Source organism: Pseudarthrobacter sulfonivorans (assembly GCF_001484605.1).
Taxonomy (GTDB): domain Bacteria; phylum Actinomycetota; class Actinomycetes; order Actinomycetales; family Micrococcaceae; genus Arthrobacter; species Arthrobacter sulfonivorans_A.
The window spans coordinates 4,423,540-4,444,524 of record NZ_CP013747.1; the positions used below are offsets into that span (position 1 = coordinate 4,423,540).

Annotated in this window: 20 protein-coding genes; 17 read left to right on the forward strand and 3 right to left on the reverse strand. The window is 66.6% G+C overall.

Annotation, left to right across the window (positions count from 1 at the left end; all coding sequences use genetic code 11):
- Positions 1-5 precede the first annotated feature (5 nt).
- The 5 genes from AU252_RS20135 to AU252_RS20155 all read left to right on the forward strand — a co-directional run bounded on the left by AU252_RS20135 (position 6) and on the right by AU252_RS20155 (position 5,813).
- Positions 6-1,166, forward strand: a complete 1,161-nt coding sequence (locus AU252_RS20135) for a class I SAM-dependent methyltransferase (RefSeq protein WP_058932230.1) — start codon at positions 6-8, stop codon at positions 1,164-1,166.
- Positions 1,167-1,347: 181 nt separating this feature from the next.
- Complete coding sequence (locus tag AU252_RS20140) at positions 1,348-2,550, forward strand: ROK family transcriptional regulator (protein WP_058932231.1); 1,203 nt, start codon at positions 1,348-1,350, stop codon at positions 2,548-2,550.
- A 108-nt stretch (positions 2,551-2,658) separates the two neighbouring features.
- Positions 2,659-4,011, forward strand: coding sequence for an extracellular solute-binding protein (locus tag AU252_RS20145; protein WP_058932232.1), 1,353 nt, complete (start codon positions 2,659-2,661; stop codon positions 4,009-4,011).
- Positions 4,012-4,014: 3 nt separating this feature from the next.
- Positions 4,015-4,932, forward strand: a complete 918-nt coding sequence (locus tag AU252_RS20150) for a carbohydrate ABC transporter permease (protein ID WP_058932233.1) — start codon at positions 4,015-4,017, stop codon at positions 4,930-4,932.
- Entirely contained in the window at positions 4,929-5,813 is an 885-nt protein-coding gene (locus AU252_RS20155; protein WP_058932234.1) for a carbohydrate ABC transporter permease, read from the forward strand. The genes AU252_RS20150 and AU252_RS20155 overlap by 4 nt, the downstream gene beginning before the upstream one ends.
- Positions 5,814-5,830: 17 nt before the next feature.
- Here the strand turns inward: AU252_RS20155 and AU252_RS20160 are convergent, their stop codons facing one another.
- Positions 5,831-6,034: a hypothetical protein gene (locus AU252_RS20160; RefSeq protein ID WP_056341538.1), complete on the reverse strand. Its 204-nt coding sequence runs from the start codon at positions 6,032-6,034 to the stop codon at positions 5,831-5,833.
- A 155-nt stretch (positions 6,035-6,189) separates the two neighbouring features.
- Here AU252_RS20160 and AU252_RS20165 point away from each other — a divergent pair, with 155 nt between their 5' ends.
- The 8 genes from AU252_RS20165 (at position 6,190) to metE (ending at position 15,164) form a co-directional block, all read left to right on the forward strand.
- Entirely contained in the window at positions 6,190-7,197 is a 1,008-nt protein-coding gene (locus AU252_RS20165; RefSeq protein ID WP_058932235.1) for an AAA family ATPase, read from the forward strand.
- 7 nt (positions 7,198-7,204) lie between these two features.
- Entirely contained in the window at positions 7,205-8,089 is an 885-nt protein-coding gene (locus tag AU252_RS20170; RefSeq protein WP_058932236.1) for a DUF58 domain-containing protein, read from the forward strand.
- On the forward strand, positions 8,079-8,549 hold the full coding sequence (locus AU252_RS20175; RefSeq protein WP_058932237.1) for a hypothetical protein: 471 nt from the start codon (positions 8,079-8,081) through the stop codon (positions 8,547-8,549). The genes AU252_RS20170 and AU252_RS20175 overlap by 11 nt, the downstream gene beginning before the upstream one ends.
- Positions 8,540-9,568, forward strand: a complete 1,029-nt coding sequence (locus AU252_RS20180; protein WP_058932238.1) for a vWA domain-containing protein — start codon at positions 8,540-8,542, stop codon at positions 9,566-9,568. Before AU252_RS20175 ends, AU252_RS20180 begins: the two co-directional genes overlap by 10 nt.
- Positions 9,565-10,590, forward strand: coding sequence for a vWA domain-containing protein (locus AU252_RS20185; protein ID WP_058932239.1), 1,026 nt, complete (start codon positions 9,565-9,567; stop codon positions 10,588-10,590). The genes AU252_RS20180 and AU252_RS20185 overlap by 4 nt, the downstream gene beginning before the upstream one ends.
- Positions 10,587-11,426 carry a hypothetical protein gene (locus AU252_RS20190; protein ID WP_240484237.1) on the forward strand — a complete coding sequence of 280 codons (840 nt, stop codon included), beginning with the start codon at positions 10,587-10,589 and terminating at the stop codon, positions 11,424-11,426. Before AU252_RS20185 ends, AU252_RS20190 begins: the two co-directional genes overlap by 4 nt.
- Positions 11,427-11,802: 376 nt before the next feature.
- Positions 11,803-12,768 (forward strand): methylenetetrahydrofolate reductase, encoded by a 966-nt coding sequence (locus tag AU252_RS20195; protein WP_058932240.1) that lies wholly within the window; start codon positions 11,803-11,805, stop codon positions 12,766-12,768.
- Between the two features lie 56 nt (positions 12,769-12,824).
- Positions 12,825-15,164, forward strand: coding sequence for a 5-methyltetrahydropteroyltriglutamate--homocysteine S-methyltransferase (gene metE, locus AU252_RS20200; RefSeq protein ID WP_058932241.1), 2,340 nt, complete (start codon positions 12,825-12,827; stop codon positions 15,162-15,164).
- Between the two features lie 69 nt (positions 15,165-15,233).
- Here metE and AU252_RS20205 read toward each other — a convergent pair whose 3' ends face one another.
- Positions 15,234-15,740 (reverse strand): DUF2004 domain-containing protein, encoded by a 507-nt coding sequence (locus AU252_RS20205; protein WP_058933077.1) that lies wholly within the window; start codon positions 15,738-15,740, stop codon positions 15,234-15,236.
- A gap of 45 nt (positions 15,741-15,785) precedes the next feature.
- Positions 15,786-16,703, reverse strand: coding sequence for a LysR family transcriptional regulator (locus tag AU252_RS20210; RefSeq protein ID WP_058932242.1), 918 nt, complete (start codon positions 16,701-16,703; stop codon positions 15,786-15,788).
- Positions 16,704-16,856: 153 nt separating this feature from the next.
- Here AU252_RS20210 and AU252_RS20215 point away from each other — a divergent pair, with 153 nt between their 5' ends.
- The 4 genes from AU252_RS20215 to nrdH all read left to right on the forward strand — a co-directional run bounded on the left by AU252_RS20215 (position 16,857) and on the right by nrdH (position 20,964).
- Positions 16,857-18,266 (forward strand): NAD(P)/FAD-dependent oxidoreductase, encoded by a 1,410-nt coding sequence (locus tag AU252_RS20215; RefSeq protein WP_083510492.1) that lies wholly within the window; start codon positions 16,857-16,859, stop codon positions 18,264-18,266.
- On the forward strand, positions 18,263-18,994 hold the full coding sequence (locus AU252_RS20220) for a DUF1365 domain-containing protein (RefSeq protein WP_058932244.1): 732 nt from the start codon (positions 18,263-18,265) through the stop codon (positions 18,992-18,994). Before AU252_RS20215 ends, AU252_RS20220 begins: the two co-directional genes overlap by 4 nt.
- Positions 18,991-20,364 carry a class I SAM-dependent methyltransferase gene (locus AU252_RS20225; RefSeq protein WP_083510493.1) on the forward strand — a complete coding sequence of 458 codons (1,374 nt, stop codon included), beginning with the start codon at positions 18,991-18,993 and terminating at the stop codon, positions 20,362-20,364. Before AU252_RS20220 ends, AU252_RS20225 begins: the two co-directional genes overlap by 4 nt.
- Positions 20,365-20,718: 354 nt before the next feature.
- The gene (nrdH, locus tag AU252_RS20230; protein ID WP_013601222.1) at positions 20,719-20,964 is read left to right on the forward strand and encodes a glutaredoxin-like protein NrdH; all 246 of its coding nucleotides are present in this window, start codon (positions 20,719-20,721) and stop codon (positions 20,962-20,964) included.
- The last annotated feature ends 21 nt before the right edge of the window (positions 20,965-20,985 follow it).

Here is a 20,985-nt window from a genome sequence, read left to right on the forward strand (position 1 = left end):
AACCAGTGGCACAGAACAATCTTGAGGACATCTTCGGCACGCTCCGGCGCCACCCGGATGTCGAAGCCCCGAACCTCCAGGCCTGGGACGCCACGGACCGGCTGCTGCTCGAAGCCGCCGCAGGGCGCATGGAACCGGGTACCCGGCTGGCAGTGATCGGCGACCGCTACGGTGCTCTCACCCTCGGTGCGCTTGGCACTCTGGGGGTCAGCCGGGTCCGTGTGCACGAGGATCTCATCACTGGGGAGCGCGCCCTGCGGAACAACGCTGCGGCTCTGGGGCTCGCAGCGGCGGATCCCGGAGCCATTGACGCCACTGGGTTCGAACAATTGCCGCTGGGGGAGGAGCTGCTGTCCGGCGCGGAGCTGGTGCTGCTTCAACTGCCGCGGACGCTGGCGGAGCTTGAGGAAATCGCAGCCGCCGTGGCGCGTTATGCCGCCCCTGACGTGGTGCTGCTCGCCGGCGGGCGGATCAAACACATGTCCCTGGGAATGAACGTGGTCCTGGAACGCCACTTCGAGACGGTCCAGCCGCAGCTGGCACGGCAGAAGTCCCGGATCATCCTGGCCAGCGGCGCCCGGCAAACTGAGACGCACGAGTGGAGTCCCGCCGTCGAACGCCTTGCCGAGCTGGACCTGGACGTTGCTGCGCACGGTGCCGTCTTTGCTGGAGCGAAACTGGACATCGGGACCAGGTTCCTCCTGACCTTCCTGCCGGAGATGCCTGAAGCCGGGCACGCCATCGATCTGGGCTGTGGCACCGGCATCCTCGCCGCCATGTACGCCCGCCAGAACCCGGCGTCAAGGGTCACGGCCACGGACCGGTCCGCCGCCGCCGTCGCGTCCGCCCGGGCCACGGCGCAGGCCAACGGCCTCGAGGAACGGATTACCGCCCTCCAGGATGACGCCATGAGCACCCTCCCGGCCGGAAGCGCCGACCTGGTCCTGCTGAATCCACCCTTCCACCTGGGCGCCAGTGTGCATGCCGGAGCGGGCATCAAACTGTTCGAGGCGGCAGCCAGGGTCCTGGCGCCGGGCGGTGAGCTGTGGACGGTGTTCAACCGGCACCTGCAGTACCTCCCGGCGCTGGAGCGGCTGGTGGGTCCCACCACTGTGAGGGGCGGCAATCCAAAGTTCACGGTGGCGGTCAGCACCCGGCGGCCATAGGCGTGCCAGCACGGCAAGGTGGCGCCTCCGGCCGCGGCGCGGCCCCACCTCCGGCTCTGGGCGTTGATCAGGAGGTAACGTACCATTCAGACATCATGAATACGCGGCCGAAAACCTAGGGGAGACCGTGCCAGAAATCCGCCAGTCCTCGGCGCCACGGCGCGGGACTAATCTTCCGCGCATGGGGGACTTCAACCTCACGGTCATCCTGGATGCCATCCGCCGGTCATCCGGGGGGCTCAGCCGCGTGGAGCTCGCCCAGATTGTGGGCCTCTCGCCGCAGACCATCTCCAACATCTCCCGCCGCCTGCTGGACCAGCACCTGATCGTCGAAGCCGGCAAGGAAGGCAGCGGCCCCGGCAAACCGCGCACCATGCTTCGCCTCAACCCGGGCGGAATGTATGCCATCGGCGTCCACCTGGACCCCGCCGTCACCACGTTCGTGGTCCTCGATCTTGTGGGCGCCGTTGTACAGCATTCACGGATTAAGACACCCGGCGGGAATGATCCTGCCGCCGTTATGTCCACCATGGCCACCGAGATCGAGCAGCTCGTTGCCGAGTCCGGCGTGGACACCAGCCGGATCGCCGGCCTGGGCCTGGCCGCTCCGGGACCCATCGATCTGGACAACGGCACCGTGGTGGACCCGCCGCTGCTGCCGGGCTGGGACCGTGTGGAACTTCGGGACGCCCTGGCCAAAGCCACCGGCTATTCCGTCCTGGTGGATAAGGACGTCACCAGCGCCGCCGTCGCCGAGACATGGGCCGGCGGGCCCAGCGGCTCGGGCAGTTTCATCTTTATGTACATGGGCACCGGTATCGGCTGCGGCATCGTCCTCAACGATGAGGTGGTCCGTGGAACGTCAGGAAACGCCGGCGAGATCGGCCACATCGTGGTGGACCCCGATGGCCCGGTCTGCGACTGCGGACTGCGCGGCTGCGTGAAGTCCTCAGCCATCCCGCAGGTGCTCGTGGCGGAGGCCGTTGCCGCCGGCATCCTGGACGGCTCCGGCAAGCACACCAGCGGAGCCGAAGTGCAGCAAAGCTTCTCCCAGCTGTGCGACCTTGCCGATGCAGGCGACGCCAAGGCCCTGGCGATCATCGACAAGTCAGCGGTGTTGGTGGCCCGGGCCGTCTCCGTGGTCACCAACACGCTGGATGTGGAGCGGGTTGTGTTCGGCGGGCCCTTCTGGAGCCGGATCGCCGACCGCTACCTGGAGAAGATCCCGGCGCTCGTGGACACCAACAGTGCGGCCCGCCTGATCCACACCATCGAGGTTGTCGGCACGGGAGTGGGTGAGGACGTCGGCGCCGTTGGAGCTGCCTGCCTGGTCCTGGAGCATACACTGGCGCCCCGGGCGCAGCGGCTTCTCCTGGAAGTCTGAACCGGGGCTCCTTGCCAGTGGCAGGAGCCCCATCTAGCATGTGGATATCGCCGCGGCTGGGGGCCCGCAGACACAGGGGACGGCAGCCATTGACCGAAATGGAGCATCATGCGTCGTCAGGCCCTTGGAATCACGTCACTCATTGCCGCCGCAGCCTTAGTGCTGACGGCGTGTTCCCCCGCCGCCCCCGAAGCGGAGACCAAGACACTGAAGGTGGTCTACCAAAAGACCGATTCCTTCACTGCCCTGGACACGCTCTTCCAGGCGGCCAAACAGGAGTTTGAGGCCGCCAACCAGGGCGTCACGGTTGCCCTGGAGCCCATCCAGGCGAACGACGACGACTACGGCACCAAGCTTGCCCTCGCTCTCCGCTCGCCCTCCACCGCCCCGGACATCTTCTATGAAGACACCTTCAAGGTGCGTTCCGACGTCGACGCCGGGTACCTCCTGAAGCTGGACAGCCACCTTGAGGGGTGGAAGGACTGGGATACCTTCGATGCTGGCGCTAAGGCCGCCGGCCTGGGGGACGACGGCGGCACATACGCGGTCCCGCTGGGCACCGACACCCGAGCTATCTGGTACAACAAAAAGGTGCTCGCCGCAGCGGGCGTCAGCGTCCCGTGGGAGCCCCGCACCTGGCAGGACATCCTGGACACCGCCCGGAAAATCAAGGCCAGTGACGCCTCCGTGGTGCCGTTCAACATGTACGCCGGCAAGGCCAGCGGCGAAGGCACCGTAATGCAGAGCTTCTACGAACTGCTCTACGGAACGGAATCCGAACTCTACGATGCCGACGCCAAGAAGTGGGTAGTCGGTGCCCCGGGGTTCACCGACTCGTTGGCGTTCCTCAAGACCCTCTACGACGAAAAACTGGCCGTCTCCCCGGCGGAGGCCCTCGACGCCAATGTGTGGAAGAAGGTCTTCGGCGAATGGCTGCCGCAGGGCAAGATGGGCGCAACCGTGGAAGGCTCCTACTCGCCGTCGTTCTGGCAGAAGGGCGGCAGCTACGAGTGGGCCGAGTACGGGCAGGACATGGGCGTCACGGCGTTCCCCACCCAGAACGGCCAGGCACCCGGCGGCGTCAGCATGTCCGGCGGCTGGACCCTGGCGGTAGGAGCGGAGACCAAAAACCCCGACCTCGCGTTTGAGTTCCTCGCCACGGCACTGAACCAGAAGAACTCCCTGGCCTTCAACATCGCCAGCTCCCAGATCGCCGTGCGGGAGGACGTCGCCGCCGACGCCGGCTACCAGGCGGCCAACCCGTTTGTGAAGGACGTATCCGAGCTCGTGGCCGTCACGCACTACCGGCCGGCCACGGCCGACTACCCGCGGATTTCGGCGGCCGTCCAGGAGGCCACGGAAGCTGTGATCACCGGGGCGAAATCCCCGGAGCAGGCGGCCGCCGACTATGACACGGCGGTGAAGGGCATCGTCGGTGAGGCCAAGACCGTCGCCCGGTAGCCTGTGGCGGTTTCCCTAGGGCGTGACCGGTCCGGCCACCGGCGGCGTCGCCCCGGGCTCCGGCGCCAGGCACGGCTGCTCCCCGTACTCCCGGCTGTGGTTCTGCTGCTCGTGTTTTTGGCCGGCCCCGTGCTCTGGGCGTTCCACGCGTCATTCACCAACGCAGCCCTGACCGGCCGCAATGCCCGCAGTCCCGGCTGGATCGGGCTCGACAACTACGCCAGGCTCCTGTCCGATCCGGTGCTGCCGCTCTCGCTTGGCCTGACAGTCCTGTTCGTGGGCGGCTCTGCCATCCTGGGCCAGAACCTGCTCGGGCTCACCCTCGCGGTGCTGATGCGGCGGGCCCGCCGGACGGTGGCCGCCGCCGTCGGTACTGCGGTGGTGGCTGCGTGGGTGCTGCCCGAGATCGTGGCCGCCTTCGCCGCCTACGCGTATTTCAGCCGCGACGGGACGTTGAACCAGATGCTGGGCGGGCTGGGGATAGGGCAGACCGACTGGCTGTATTCGTTCCCGATGGTCGCCATCCTGCTTGCCAACATCTGGCGTGGCACGGCGTTCTCCATGCTCGTCTACCGCGCCGCGCTCAATGACATCCCCGGTGAGGTCACGGAGGCCGCGCTGATGGACGGTGCCGGTGGCTGGCAGCGGCTGGCCTTCATCACCATCCCCATGATCCGCGGCAGCATCGCCACCAACCTCATGCTCATCACCCTGCAGACGCTGGCGGTGTTCACCCTCATCTGGGTGATGACAGCGGGCGGTCCCGCCAACGCCAGCACTACGCTGCCGGTGCTGGCGTACCTGGAGGCCTTCAAGTTCGGCGACATCGGCTACGGCACGGCGGTGGCGTCGGTGCTGATCCTCATTGGCGTGGTGTTCGGTGCCGCCTACGTCCGGCTCCTGCGGGAGGGCAAACCATGACGACGACGGCGGGGACCTCCGCGCGGGGGCAGCTCCGGTCCGGGACGGGCGCAGTTTCCCGCGCCCAGCAGCGTGCCCGGATGCCGGCGGACGTTTCCCTGATCCTGATCGGTGCCTGCTTTGTCCTGCCGCTGCTCTGGCTGGTGTTTGCGTCCCTGGATGCCTCCGCCGGGCATGAGACAAGGCTCCCCGGTAGGGTCTCCCTGGAAAACTTTGCCGCCATCATGACGCAGGGGCTGCTCTTCCAGCCGCTTTGGAACAGCATGGTGTTGTCCGCCGGCACGGCCGCCGTGAACCTCGTGGCAGCAGTCCTGGCTGCCTACCCGCTGTCCCGCTACCAGTCCAGGTTCAATAAGCCGTTTATGTACACCATCCTGTTTGGAACCTGCCTTCCCATCACGGCCATCATGGTGCCGGTGTACGGGTTGTTTGTGCAGCTTCAACTGCTGGATTCGATGCCCGCCACGATCTTTTTTATGGCCACCACCACGTTGCCCATGGCCATCTGGATGACGAAGAACTTTATGGACGCAGTCCCGGTGTCGTTGGAGGAAGCGGCTTGGGTGGACGGTGCGTCAGGATTAACGGCGCTGCGGACCATCGTCCTGCCCCTGATGCGGCAGGGGCTGGGCGTGGTGTTCATTTTTGTGTTCATCCAGGCTTGGGGGAACTTCTTCGTCCCGTTCGTCCTGCTCCTGTCCGAAGCCCGACAGCCGGCAGCGGTGTCGATCTTCAGCTTCTTCGGACAGCACGGCGCAGTGGCGTACGGCCAGCTGGCCGCTTTCTCCATCCTGTATTCAGTCCCGGTGCTGGCTCTCTATGTCATCGTGGCCAGGGGCGCCGGCAGCTCCTTCGCGCTCTCGGGTGCAGTGAAGGGCTAGCGGTGCCGGCCGGAACCTCAGTCGATGTCCTCGACCACCACGCCGAAGGGGATGCTGTCATCGAGGTGGGCCTGGTGGCCGGTGGGACCCGCGTTGTAGGTAACCCGGACACCATGGGATTTGTCGGCAGCGGACTGCTGCAGGACAGGCTTGACGGCAAGGATGAACCGCTCGCTCTTGTCGGCGAGAAACTCTTTGTAACTGGCTGGAAGCTCACTCATGGCAAAAGGATAGACCTGCAGGGCCGCGATGGGGAGGGGTCACCATTGCGGCCGGACCGGGAGGTGTCTTGGATAGGATGGCGGACGGAGTGCAGCCGAACGGCAGCACACCCGGGCCAATATCCGTAGACCACCAGCCATCAGGGGGAAATCCATTGCTTCAGACCAGTGCGCCCGCACGAATCGAGCCGGCGGAACTGGCCCGTGCACAGCAGGTGGTGGCGAACATTTCCCGCAGCTTCGATGCCAAGGTGGTGGGCCAGGCGCGGCTGCGTGAATCCCTGCTGGTGGGCCTGATGACCGGTGGGCACATCCTGCTCGAAAGCGTTCCGGGGCTGGCGAAGACCACCGCCGCCCAGACCGTGGCCGAAGCAGTCAGCGCAGAGTTCCGCCGGATCCAGTGCACGCCGGACCTGCTCCCCAGCGACATCGTGGGCACGCAGATCTACGACGCCGCCAAGGGCACCTTCATCACCCAGCTGGGGCCGGTGCACGCCAACATCGTCCTGCTTGATGAGATCAACCGCTCCAGCGCCAAGACCCAGAGCGCCATGCTGGAAGCCATGCAGGAGCGGCAGACCTCCATCGGGGGAGTGGAGTACCGGCTGCCGTCCCCGTTTATGGTGCTGGCCACCCAGAACCCCATCGAGCAGGAAGGCACGTACCAGCTGCCGGAGGCTCAGATGGACCGCTTTATGCTCAAAGACGTGCTGGACTACCCCACGCCGGCCGAGGAAACGGAAATCATCCGCCGGATCGACGCCGGGGTCTTCACTGAAGCGCAGAAGCCTGCGGCCGCCGCCTCTTTGGACGCCGTCATTAGTGTGCAGGAGCTGGTGAAGCGGATCTATATCGACCCGGCCGTCATCAACTACATCGTGGGGCTGGTGTTTGTCACCCGGAACGCCGGGCAGTACATCGACCAGCGGCTCGCCGGCTTCATCGAGTTCGGCGCCAGCCCGCGCGCCAGCATTGCCTTCAGCCAGGCCGCCCGGGCAGTGGCACTTCTCAACGGCAGGGACCACGTGATCCCGGAGGACGTGAAGTCCCTCGCCCACCGTGTGCTCCGGCACCGCCTCATCCTGGGGTTCGACGCCGTTGCAGAGCAGGTGCCGGTGGAGACGATCATCGACGCGGTCGTGGCCTCCGTCCAGACTCCCTGAGGCAGCGGTGACCAGTCTCCTGCAGCGCGTGAAGGCGAAGATGGCCATCTTCGCCCACCGGAAAGCCCGCGGCATGCTCGACGGCGAATACGGTTCCGTCTTCCGCGGCCGCAGCCTCGACTTTGATGACTTGCGCGCCTATATCCCCGGAGACGATGTCCGCGACATCGACTGGAAGGCTACCGCCCGGTTCGGATCGCCTCTCATCAAACGGTATGTCGCCGTACGGCGCCAGACCGTCCTGCTGATTGCCGATACAGGCCGGGGAATGGCTGCAGAGTCCCGCGACGGCGAAACCAAAAAGGACATCGCCGTGATGGCACTCGGCGTGGTGGGCTACCTGGCGCACCGGCACGGCGACGTAGTGGGCCTGGTCTGCGGCGACCGCAACGGGACACGCTCCATTCCCGCCAAAGCCGGTGAGCCGCATCTGGAACGGCTCCTGCGCGAGGTTGACTCATCCACCTCCCTGGACTCAGGCCCGAGCAGGATCGAGGACCAGCTGGAATACGTGGCCCGCAACGTCAAGGGCCGGTTCCTGCTGTTTGTGGTGTCCGACGAACATGCCGCCGGCCCCGACACCGAACAGCTGCTCCGCCGGCTCCGTGCCCAGCATGAGGTCCTTTGGCTCACCATCCGGGACGCTGACTTGGCCGGGGAAGGAAACACCGGCCAGGACGCCTTCAGCGTGGCAGACTCGTCGATGCTGCCAGCACATCTGGCAGCATCCCCGGCAGTCGCGGCGGCCTATGCCAAGGCAACAGGGGAACGGGACGCCGCCCGGCACGCCATGCTCCGTCGCGCCGGCATTACCCAAGGCCACGTGACCGGCAGCAGTGCGGTTATGACGGAACTCTTCGCCCTCCTGGAAAGGCACCGGCGTGCAGGCTGACCCGGGCATCTACGGACCCCTCCAGTACAGCCAGGCGTGGCTGTGGACCGGACTCGCCCTACTGGCAGCGGTCCTGGGCTGGTACGCGTTTGTTTTCCTGAGCACGCGCAAACCGAAGCTGACCGAGCAGGCGCCCCGGTTCACTCCGCCGTCGGACCTTGAGGGCCTCAAGGAGGCCTACCTGCAAAGGATCGACGCCGTCACGGCAGACGCCGCCGCCGGGCTGCTGACTGCACGGGAGTCGCACCAGGAACTGAGCCTCCTGGTCCGCCGGTTCGCCCGCGACGTCACCGGCATCGACGCCCCCAGGATGACCCTTGCGGAGCTGCACGGGCACCCGCTGCCCCCAGTGGCCGAGGCCGTCGGCAAGATCTACCCGGGCGAGTTCGGCCTGGAACCGCTGCCGCCGGTCCCGCAATCGGCCGCGACTGCCCGCCAGGCGGTGCGGCAATGGAACTGATGTTCTGGTGGCTGATCCCTCCGGCGCTGGTCCTCGCGGCCCTGGCAGGATGGCGCGCCTTCCGCCCGGACCGCCACGCAAACGCTCGACGGCGGCCGGTGGCCAATGCGGACCGCCTCACCGCGCTGCCCGAATACCAGGCGGCCCTCCGCCGGCACCGCCGCTGGCTGGCGGTGGCCGCTCTCGCGGCCGTAACCCTGCTGGTCTCTGCGGTGGCCGCTGCGGCGCGCCCGGTGGAGCTGACTACCATCCAGCCGGAGCAGCGCAACCGGGACATCATGCTGTGCCTGGACACGTCGGGCTCGATGAGCAGCGCCGACGCTGCGGTGGTGCAGGTGTTTGCCGAACTTGCGAAGGAGTTCGACGGCGAACGGATCGGCCTCACCGTCTTCGACAGCAGCGCCGTCCAGGTCTTCCCGCTCACCGACGACTACGGGTACGTCCAGGAACAACTCCAGCTGGCCCAAGACGCATTCGACGGAAAACCCGGCAGTGCGGGATTCCTGGACGGCACCTGGAACGGCCGCGGATCTTCGCTGATCGGCGACGGCCTGGCGTCCTGCGTCAACGGGTTCCCGGACACCGGCGCCGCGGATGCCCGCAGAGCGGAGACCGGCACTCCTGTCGCCGGTCAGCGGCGCTCGCGGTCCATCGTCCTGGCAACGGACAACTACCTGTCCGGCGATCCCATCTTCACCCTGGAACAGGCGGCCGCCCTGGCCAAGGAGCGCGATGTGCGCGTTTACGCCCTGAACCCCGGCGACTTTGACTATGGACCCGGCCCCGGCCAGCCCGGAGCCAGGCTGCGCACAGCGGCCGAAGCCAGCGGTGGGGCATACCACCAACTGGACAGCCCGGATGCCGTGGTGGACATCGTCCGATCCGTGCAGGAAACCGAAGCCACGGCGATGAAGGGAGCACCCCGTGCGGTTGTCTCGGACCGGCCCGAGCTGCCGCTCGCGCTGGCACTCCTGTCCGGCCTGGTACTGGCGGGCGCCTCGTGGAGGCTCCGGCCATGACACTGCAACCGATCCTGCCCTGGTGGGTTATGGCCCCGCTCATCGCCGCGACCGGGCTGTTTCTGGTCTGGCGTCTCGTCCAGGCGTCGCGGGTGCGCTCTGCCGGCACACGCCGCGACTGGCTGTTCAGGAGCGCCCTGGTGCTGCTGCTCCTGGCCGCGGCGCTCCGGCCGGGTGTTCCCGGCGGAAGCTCCCAGGCCGCGGCGGCGGATGTCAACGTTTTCTTTGTAGTGGACACCAGCAGCAGCATCGTGGCCGAAGACTACGGCGACGGCTCGCCCCGGCTGGACGGGGTGCGGCAGGACATCATGGCCATCGCGGGTGAACTGGCCGGGGCCCGCTTTTCGCTCCTGACGTTCGACAGCAACGCCATTGTCCGGATGCCCCTCACCACCGACGCCACCGCCCTGGACACCAGCGTGTCCGTCCTGCAGCCGCAGGTCACGGCATTTTCGAAGGGCAGCAGCGTCACCGCTGCCGGAACCTTGCTGGCGGAGCGGCTGCGCGCCGCGCGGGACAGCCATCCAGAACGGCCGCGCCTGGTCTATTACCTGGGCGACGGTGAACAGACCAGCGCCAAGGCACCGGCGGCGATCAGGCTCGACGGCGGCCTGGTGGACGGCGGCGCGGTGCTCGGCTACGGCACGGCGGCCGGCGGCCGGATGAAGGAAAACACGGGGCAGGGTTCGGGGCAGGACGCCGGCGCCGGCTACATCCAGGACCGGTCATCCGGAACCGGCAAGGATGCATTATCGGTCATCGACGAAGGCCGCCTGCAAGGGATTGCCGGTCAGCTGGGGGTGCCCTATGTCCACCGTTCGGCCGGAGACCCGGTGGCGCCGATGATGCAGGCCGCTGATCCCGGGGACTTCCAACGGGCACCGACGGATGCCGACGTCGCCGGGCGGACGGAGCACTACTGGCTCCTAGCCGCCGGAGCGTTCCTGCTGGCCCTCCGCGAGACATTCCTGGTGCTGCGTCAATACCGGCAGCTCCGGCCCGGACCGGGAGCTCGAACATGATGCGGCATGCGCCCAAACCGGCACCGCAGAAACCGGCACTGCAGAAACCGGCACCGCAGAAACCGGCACCGTCGGTGACCTCACGGGACCGGCGGGAGCGCCGCCGTCGGCTGTTGTGGTGGTCGGCGCTGCCCGCACTCCTGATCCTCTGCCTGTCCGCCAAGCTGCTCAGCGTGGGCATTCTCGCCGACACTGCTGCCCGGTCCTTCGCGGCCGGGGACTCCGTCGGCGTGGCGGATGCCGCCAGCGGACTGCGGACCGCCAATTTCATCGAACCGCACAAGGCGCCGTTCGCCGAGGGTGACGGCCTGTTCCTCGCCGGGGACTTCGCTGCCGCCCGCCAACGCTTCGAAGAAGCACTGTCCCTGGCGGGCACGGCCGACGAGTGCGTCGTCCGGGTCAACCTGGCCCTCACCATCGAACGCCTCGGTGACGCCGCGGCCAAAACAGAAGATCCGACGGCGGCGGCCCGGCTGTTCGCCGAAGGCGTTGCGGTAGTGGAGGCTGCTCCGGAGGGCTGCTTTGCCGCCGGCGCGGATGCCGGCGCTGATGCCAGCGCCGAATCCGGCGCCGAATCCGGCGCGGGGGAGCAACTGAAACAGGCGGCGGAGCGGATGCAGCAAAAGGCCGATGCAGTGGCTGCGGACAACACCACCCCGCAACCGCCGGAAGTGCCTGGGCAGGACGAGCTTCCGGCGGATCCGGGCCAGCAGAGCCAGCTTGAGCAGCTCAGGGACAGCGCCAGGGAAGCCCAAAGCGAGCGGAATTCCGGGCAGGAGCGGGACGAGTACCTCCGGGACGATGGCTTCGGGCCGGGTGTTGACCGGCCCTGGTAACAGGCCAAGGCAGCGGCGGGTCTGCAGTATGCCCCGATGAATCCGTTGACCAATATGGCGAAGAAAATTCTGCACCAATGCGAAACACGCCGTAAAGCTGCGTCTTAATTCGGCGGCGGACTTGAAGGGTGCCCCGCGGGCTCCTAGAGTTCTATACAAGTTACCGAGGTAACGTGTCAGCGATCCTCCGATTGTGGAGGGTGTGGGTGCCCCCATGTGGGCCTGACATTTGCTCACGGACAACTTCATTACAGGCGTAACAGTCGCGGCTGCGTCCCTGTGGAGTTTTCCGTGTTCCCAAACTCAAATTCATTCCCGGCTTCACCGTCACATTTGCTGACCGGTAGCCGGCAATGGCCCAAAGCCAAGGACGCAAATGTCACCGCCAAGCCTTATTGAAACGCATCCGAACCTCACCGAGGCTGCCCCCGTGGCGCTCTCGTACGAGCTCTTCCCGCCCCGCTCGCCGGCCGCGGCCGAGTCGCTCTGGACCACCATCCGGGAACTGGAAACCACCGAGCCGGACTATGTCTCCGTCACTTACGGTGCCAGTGGCTCGAACCGGGACACCGCCGTCGAACTCATCAACAGGCTCCTCCTGGAAACCACTCTCCGGCCCCTCGCCCACCTCACCTGCGTGGGCAACACGCCGGAGGAACTGGCGGAGATCATCGGCGACCTCCTGGACACCGGCGTCCGGGGCATCCTGGCCCTCCGGGGCGACCAGCCCAAGGACGGTGCACCGCTCGCCGCAGGGTCACTGCGGTATGCGCAGGACCTGATCGAACTCATCCGGCGGGTTGAACAGCGGCGGTCGGCCCTGCTGTGTGCGGGCAAGATCGCCGTGGGCGTCGCCGCGTACCCCACGCGGCACCCGGAATCACCCAGTGAAGCCCACGACGTCGAGGTGCTGCTCGCCAAGCAGCGTTCCGGCGCCGACTTTGCCATCACCCAGGTCTTCTTCCATACCGAGCAGTACGCGAACCTCATCAGCCGCGCACGCCGGGCCGGGGTCACCATCCCCATCATCCCGGGCGTTATGCCGCTCACCAGCCTGCGCCGGGTCACACGGCTCGGCGAACTGACAGGCGTTGAACCGGCACCGGAACTCCTGGCCCGCCTCGCCGCCGCGGACAGCGACGGCGAACGACTCCGGATCGGTGTCCGGGCCACGGTGGACCTGGCCAACGCGGCCCTCGAGGCCGGAGCGCCGGGCATCCACATCTACACCTTCAACGAACACCAGAGCGCGCTGGAGGTGCTGGACAAACTGGCACTTCCGCGCCAGTCCCGTTCAGTTGGCCGCCGCAGCGCCACCCTCCGGCGCCAGCTCGCCAGCTGACCTTCCAACATCCGCCAGACCATTCACAGTTTCCACTAACACTCAAGGAATCTCCCATGACTGAACAGAACACCCCCGCCACTCCGTTCCCGGCCGCGTCACTCCTCGGCTACCCGCGCGTCGGCCGCCGCCGCGAGCTCAAAAAGGCCATCGAAGCCTACTGGGCCGGCAAGATCGACGCTGATGCCCTGGACGCCGCCGCCAAGGGCATCCAGCTGACCATCGCCAAGCGCCTGCAGGAACTGGGCCTCACCGAAGCCGCCGCTGTTCCGGGCACGTTCTCCTACTACGACCAGGTCCTGGACGCCACCGCCCACCTCGGCGCTGTCCCGGCCCGCTTCGGCAAGCTCCTCAACGCCGAAGGCCAGCTCGACATCGACGGCTACTTCACCCTGGCCCGTGGCACCAAGGACCAGCAGCCGCTGGAAATGACCAAGTGGTTCGACACGAACTACCACTACCTCGTTCCGGAGATTGGCCCGGAGACCGAGTTCACCCTCGCCTCCAACCGCATCGTTGAGGAATTCGAGTTCGCCCTGGCCAACGGCATCGAGACCCGCCCGTACATCGTTGGCCCGGTCACCTACCTGTTGCTCTCCAAGGCTTCGGATGAAGCCCCCGCAGGCTTCGCTCCGCTGTCCCGCCTCGAAGACGTCCTGCCGGTCTACGTGCAGCTGCTCGAGAAGCTCGCCGCCGCAGGCGCCAGCTGGATCCAGCTGGACGAGCCCGCCCTGGTTGTTGACCAGGACACCCCGGCCGCCGAAATCGAAGCAGCCGTTGCCCGCGCTTACGAAGTCCTCTCCGGTGCGGCCAAGCGCCCGCAGATCCTTGTCTCCACCCCGTACGGCGCCCTCGATGGCCAGCTGGGCACACTTGCCGCCACAAACATCGACGCCCTGCACATCGACGCCTTCAAGGGCGCGGTCCCGTCCGCAGCGGCCCTGGCCGGCCTCGGCAACAAGACCCTGGTTGCCGGCGTCGTGGACGGCCACAACATCTGGCGCAACGACCTCGCCGTCGCCGCCGCCAAGCTGGACGAACTGAAGGCTGCCGCCGGCCGGATCGCCGTCAGCACCTCCACCTCCACCCAGCACGTCCCGCACGACGTCACCGAAGAAGGCCAGCTCTCCGAGGAGCTGCGCAGCTGGCTCGCGTTCGCCGACCAGAAGGCCGTGGAAGTCAAGACCCTCGCGTCCTACCTGGCCGACCCGGCCTCCGCCAAGGCTGCCATCGACGAGGCATCCGCAGTCATCGCAGCCCGCGCCATCGCCGAAGGCGTCCGCCGCGACGACGTCCGGGCCCGCACCGAGGCCCTGACCGCAGCGGACTTCAACCGCTCCGCCTACGCAGTCCGCGAAGCCGCCCAGGAAGAGGCCCTGCACCTCCCGCCGCTGCCCACCACCACCATCGGCTCATTCCCGCAGACGTCCGAGATCCGCTCGGCGCGAGCCCGCAACAACAAGGGCGCCCTCACCAACGAGCAGTACGAGCAGCTCATGAAGGACGAGATCAAGCGCGTTGTTGAGCTGCAGGAAGAGCTCGGCTACGACGTCCTGGTGCACGGCGAGCCTGAGCGCAACGACATGGTCCAGTACTTCGCCGAGAACCTCGAAGGCTTCGACGTCACGGTCCACGGCTGGGTCCAGTCCTACGGCTCACGCTGCACGCGCCCGTCCATCCTCTGGGGCGACGTCACCCGCAGCGCCCCCATCACGGTGGCCTGGGCCGAGTACGCCCAGTCGCTGACCAGCAAGCCCATGAAGGGCATGCTCACCGGTCCGGTCACCATCCTGGCCTGGTCCTTCGTCCGCGATGACCAGCCGCTGGGCGAGACCGCCAACCAGGTTGGCTTGGCCCTCCGCGACGAAATCGCGGACCTCGAGGCTGCCGGCATCAAGGTCATCCAGGTGGACGAGCCCGCACTGCGCGAACTCCTGCCGCTGCGCAAGGCCGACCACGCCACGTACCTGAAGTGGTCAGTGGATTCCTTCCGCCTGGCCACCGCCGGTGCGGCCGACGCCACGCAGATCCACACCCACCTCTGCTACTCGGAGTTCGGCGTGATCATCGACGCCATTGACGGCCTCGACGCAGACGTCACCTCCATCGAAGCGGCACGGTCCCGCATGGAGGTCGTCCACGACCTCGAGTCCCACGGCTTCGGCCGCGGCGTTGGCCCGGGCGTCTACGACATCCACTCGCCGCGTGTTCCGGGCGAAGCCGAGGTCACCGAACTCCTGGCCACCGCCGTCAAGCACGTCCCGTCCCGCCAGCTCTGGGTCAACCCGGACTGCGGCCTGAAGACCCGCGGCTACGCCGAGACCGAAGAGTCCCTGCGCAACCTGGTCAAGGCCACCAAGACGGTCCGCGCCGGCCTGCTGGAATCCGCCAAGTAACCCACCGCATTAACGCCGACGGGCGGCCGGTCACCGAAAGGTGACCGGCCGCCGTCGTGCGTTAAGGGTTCAGGACTCCCAGAGGATTTCGTCGTCCACCACGCCGTCTTCGTCGGCGGCTACCACCAGGACCTCGTCCGTGAAGTGTGAGCCCAGGGTGAAGTCCATGACAAAGTAGCGCTCGGGCTGGCCGGGGAAGATGCCCACGTGGCCGAGTTTGAGGGCTTTGAGGAAGACGTCGTTGGTGAGCTGGCTGCGTTCCTCCACGCCGAAGACTTTCTGCAGCTGCTCGTCCTTGAGGGCGCTGCAGTGGAAGTGGAGGTACTCCTGCGGGCTGGTGCCTTCCTGCTCCAGCTCGTCGGCGATCATCTGCCGCACCTCGTCCACGAGCTCGGGGAGGAAGCGCAACCGGTAGTCAACCTTGTGCATGGCGGCTTCGTCAAAGTGGTCGTGTGCGTTGATGTTCAGGTCGAGTTCCAGCAACTGGCCACCCAGCTCGTGTTTCGCGGCGATGTTGTGATCCCTGCCGTGGTTGAGCTCGATTTCTCCAAAGTGCTGGCTCGCTACCCTGTTCATACCTTCAACATAGCCCCCAAGTGCTGCGCTTTCCAGCATTCCGGGCTAATTGCCTGAGGACCCCGCAGCGGCCATCGTCTCGGCGAGCAGGTCCACGAACAGCTGCACCCGGGCGGTCTTCTTCTCGTTGATGAGCAGGGCAAACACGTTCCGGGCCAGCCGGATCTCGGGAACGTCCAGCACTACTACGCCGGCTGGCCGGTTCCGCAATGCGAGCTCGGGCACCAGCGCCGCGCCCAGTCCGGCGGCCGCCATTTCGAGGCTGGCATGGAAGTCGTCGCTGTGGGCCACCACCCGCGGATGCAGGTTGCAGCTGGCAAAGAGCCGTTCGATCACCACGGCGTCGGGGCTCCCGGGGTGGTGCATGATCCAGGGCAGCTCGGACAGATGGTCAGCGGCCACCTTGGCGTCCGTGCGGAACCCCCAGCCCGCGGGGAGCACTACGCGGAAGTTGTCATCGCCGATCCACTGCCGGTTAATGGTGTGCGGCCAGGCGAGCCCGGACTGGCCCACCTGGAAAACGAGCGCCACGTCCAGTTCTCCGCCGGTGCGCAGTCCCTGGATGGTCTGGGCCGGTTCGGCCACCGTTACTTTGAGGTCGATGGCCAGGTCCTTCCACGCCGGATTCTTCAGGATGCGCGGGAGGACGTAGGTTGCCAGGCTGGGGAAGATTCCCAGCCGGAGCTCCTGGCTGGTGCTGCTGTGTGTCTTGGAGGCTGCCGCCATCAGGGCTTCGATGTCCGTCAGCACCTTCGCGGCGTGCCGGGTCATCACTACCGCCGCTTCCGTGGGGACCACGCTGCGGGCCGAACGCTGGAACAGGACCACGCCCGTCTCGCGTTCCAGGGCGGACATCTGTTGCGAGACAGCCGACGCCGTGTAGCCCAGGCGTGCCGCTGCGGCCGCGAACGAGCCCAGCCGGGTAACTTCCAGGAGGGTCTTCAGATGTACGGGATTTACCAACGCTGTCCTTCGGTCAGGGCCGCCTTGGCACTGCGGTGTGCCGGGGATGGAACGCCCGCTTCATTCTGGCACAAAGATTTACGGCAAACTCAGTCATCCACCGGCCCCGCGGCGTCGAACTGCCCCTAGAGAGTTTGCACCGAGCAAGCGCACATGCAGTCCGAGCAGGGGAGCAGAACAGTGTCTTTGGCAGGGAACTCGACCTTCAAGCCGCAGGGACGGCGCATCGCGGTCGTGGGCAGCGGAGCGGCCGGCCTGACGGCCGCGTATGTCCTGAACCGGCACGACAACGTCACCCTTTTCGAGGCGGACAGCAGGCTGGGCGGCCACGCCCACACCCACAATGTCGCGCAGCCGGATGGATCCGTCCTCGGCATCGACACCGGCTTCATCGTCCACAACGAGCGGACCTATCCCACCCTGCTGCGGCTGTTCGCCGAGCTGGGCGTGGAGACGCAGGACTCCGAAATGAGTATGTCCGTCCGCTGTGATGGCTGCGGCCTGGAGTACGCCGGGGCCCGTGGGGGCGGTCGCGGCATCATCGCCCGCCCGTCCAGCCTGCTGCGCGGACGCTACCTTCTGATGCTGCTGGAGGTCATGCGCTTCTACCGCAGGGCCCGCGCTCTGATTGAGTCAGCTCCAGCGTCCGACGCCGGCCCTGGTGCGGGCGGCGCGGAGCTGACCCTCGGTGACTTCCTGGCAAAGGAACGCTTCAGCAGGTACTTCATCTCCCATTTCATGACGCCGGTGGTCAGCGCGGTGTGGTCGTGCGATCCCACCACGGCGCTGTCCTATCCGGCGCGCTACCTCTTCACGTTTCTGGGCCACCACGGCATGCTGGGCGTCAAGGGTTCGCCGCAGTGGCAGACGGTCACCGGCGGTTCGGGAAAGTACGTGGAGAAACTCGCCGCCACGCTCCCGGACATCAGGCTTAGCAGTCCGGTCACCGCTATCCGGCGCCACGCCCTCGGCGTGGAAGTGGACACCGATCACGGAGTGGAGGATTTCGAGGCCGTGGTCATTGCCACGCACCCGGCCCAGGCCCTGGGCTTCCTCGCGGACGCCACGCCGGCCGAAAAGGAAGCCCTGGGGCAGATGCCGTACTCCGTCAACCACACCGTTTTCCACCGGGACCCGGCCGTCCTGCCCGCCGCGGACAATGCCAGGGCGTCCTGGAACTACCGTCTCCCGGACTGCGAAGCCCGCCCGGACAAGGTCCTGGTCAGCTACGACCTCACCCGGCTGCAGCGCCTGGAGCCTGCCGATGGCCTGCCGTACTTGGTGAGCCTGGGGGAGTCCGAGCTCATCGCGGAGGACCGGGTGCTGGAACATTTGGTCTACGAACACCCCCAGTACACTCCCGAATCTTTGCGGGCACAGCAGCGCATTGCGGCCCTGAGTGACGACCGCATCGCCTACGCCGGCGCCTACCTGGGCTGGGGGTTCCACGAGGACGGCGCCCTGGCCGGTGTCCGTGCCGCCGCGAGCCTGGGACGAACTTGGAATACGCCCGCTACTCAGGCACCCGAGCCCGAACTGCTCTCTGCCTCGGAGGGCGCATGAGCTCGACGGCAGCCATCTACCGCACGTCCATTTCCCACGTGCGCCAGACGCCCCTTAAGAATGCGTTCACCTACCGGAGCTACAGCTGGTTTGTGGACGTGGACCGGCTCCCGGTTCTGCCCCGGCTCATGCGGCCGCTGGCTGTCTTCCGGGCCGCCGACCACCTGGGTGATCCCGACGCCACCATCCGCAGCAACGTGGAACGGTTCCTGCGGACCCGGGGGATAGAGCCCGACGGCGGGGCCATCCGGATGCTGACCAGCGCCCGGGTTTTCGGCCACGTCTTCAACCCGCTCACCCTCTTCTGGTGCTACCGGATGTCCGGGGAGCTGCAGTGTGTCATCGCCGAGGTCCACAACACCTACGGCGAACGCCACTGCTACCTGCTGGAAACGGATCCTTCCGGCCGGGCCAGCGTGCCCAAGGCCTTCTACGTTTCTCCGTTCAATGACGTTGACGGGCAGTACCGGATGAAGCTGCCCGCACCGGAGCAGCGGCTGTCCGTCTCCATCGTCCTGGAGCGGGAAGGGCAGCGGCCGTTCGCCGCGACCATGGACGGGGACCGGCGCCCGGCCACCGTCAGGAACATCCTGGCAGCGGCCGTGGCCGTCCCGGCCGCGCCGCTGCTGGTATCCGCGCTGATCCGGGTCCAGGGCATCAAACTCTGGGCGCGACGCCTGCCAGTCATCAAAAAACCACATCACCCCTCACAGGAGGCAGTCCAATGACCATGACCGATGAAAACGGAACAGCCGCGACTGCGGAGGTCTCCGCCGCGAAGTCAGCCGCACGGCACCCGGTGACAGGGCAAACTGCTGCCGGGGTACCGGCGTCGCCGGCCACCATCGATCCGGAAGTGTGGCCCGGTGTTGCCCACGCGCCGTCGGGCACTAAAGCGCTGGTGGCGGGCAAAGCCGCCGGCCTGCTGTTCAAGGCGGCCGTACGACGGCTGCCCCTGCGCGTTGCCTACCCGGACGGTTCGGTGCTGGGCACCGGCGGCCCGGACGCACCGGTGATGACCATGCTCAGGCCGGCAGCGTTCGAAGTGCGGATCGGTGACAACGGCCTGATCGGGCTGGGCGAATCGTTTATGGCGGGGGACTGGGAAGCCTCAGACCTCGCCGGGGTGCTGGAGGTCTTCGCCGCGTCCGTGGACACGTTGATCCCCGCACCGCTGCAGAAACTGCGGAGCCTGTACCTGCCGCGGACGCCGCGGCAGGAACGCAACGAAGAGCACAACACGCGCAGCAACATCTCGCGGCACTACGACCTGTCCAATGAGCTCTTCTCCAACTTCCTGGACACCACCATGAGTTACTCCTCAGCGCTTTTCCCGCTGAGCGACGGTGCGCTGGATTCCGTCCCGTGGGACGCGTTGGCGGAGGCGCAGCAGGCCAAGATCGACAGGCTTCTGGACAAGGCCGGCGTCGGATCCGGCACGCGGCTGCTGGAGATCGGCACCGGCTGGGGTGAGCTGGCCCTCCGGGCAGCAGCCCGCGGTGCCACTGTCTACAGCGTGACGCTCTCCAGTGAGCAGCGGGCGCTGGCGCAGGAACGGATTGCAGCCGCCGGCTACGCAGACCAGGTGACCGTGGCGCTGCAGGACTACCGCGCCGTGGAAGGCGAGTTCGATGCCGTTGTGTCCGTGGAAATGGTCGAGGCGGTTGGCTATGAGTACTGGCCCATCTACTTCCAGACCATCGACCGCGTGCTGGCCCCGGGCGGGAAGGTGGCCATCCAGGCCATCACCATGCCGCACGGCCGCATGCTGGCCACGCGCAACGCGTACACCTGGGTGCACAAGTACATCTTCCCCGGCGGCTTCCTGCCGTCCGTGCGGGCCATCGAAAGTGTGACCCAGCAGCACACCACACTCCGGGTGCGGGAGCGGATGGGCCTGGGCGATCACTACGCCGCGACCCTCCGCCTCTGGGAGGAACAGTTCATCGCGCGCTCGCAGGAGGTGGGTGGGCTGGGGTTCGACGCCGTGTTCCAGCGGATGTGGCTGTTCTACCTGTGCTATTCACGGGCGGGTTTCCAGTCCGGCTACCTGGACGTGCAGCAGATTGTCCTGGACCGCCGGGAGGCTCAGCTGTAGTGGGTTAGGTTCATCACGTCGCAGGGGTCCTGAGGGTGTTTTCAGGGCCCCTTTTTGCGTGCCCGGCACCAGATGTAGTGGTCCGCCCACCATGCGCGACACGCCGTCCAGCACGCGACACGCGGGGCGTTAATTGTGGCTAAGTACTCCACAGGGTGTGGATTTCGTCCGCAAAAATGGCGGGATTCCGGACATTTTGAGGGCGCTTGCCTGTGGATTAAAAGTGCATTAAATGACATACTTGTAATACATCATCTTGGGGTTCCGAAGAGCAGTCTGCACTACATGTAGTATCGACGTACAGCTTGGGCAGGACAAAGACGAGCGAAGATTTCGATAAAGGGGACAGGGACAATGACCGTTACGGTTTACACCAAACCTGCGTGTGTACAGTGCAACGCAACCTACCGTGCGCTGGACAAAAAGGGCATCACTTACCAGAGCGTTGACATCTCCCAGGACGCCGAGGCCCTCGAGCGCCTGAAGGCGCTGGGCTACATGCAGGCACCTGTTGTAGTCACGGATCAGGACCACTGGTCAGGCTTCCGCCCGGACAAGATCGAGGAACTGGCACTGTCTGCCGTTTCCTCCGTGGCCTAAGGCCTTAAACTTTTCGCCAGC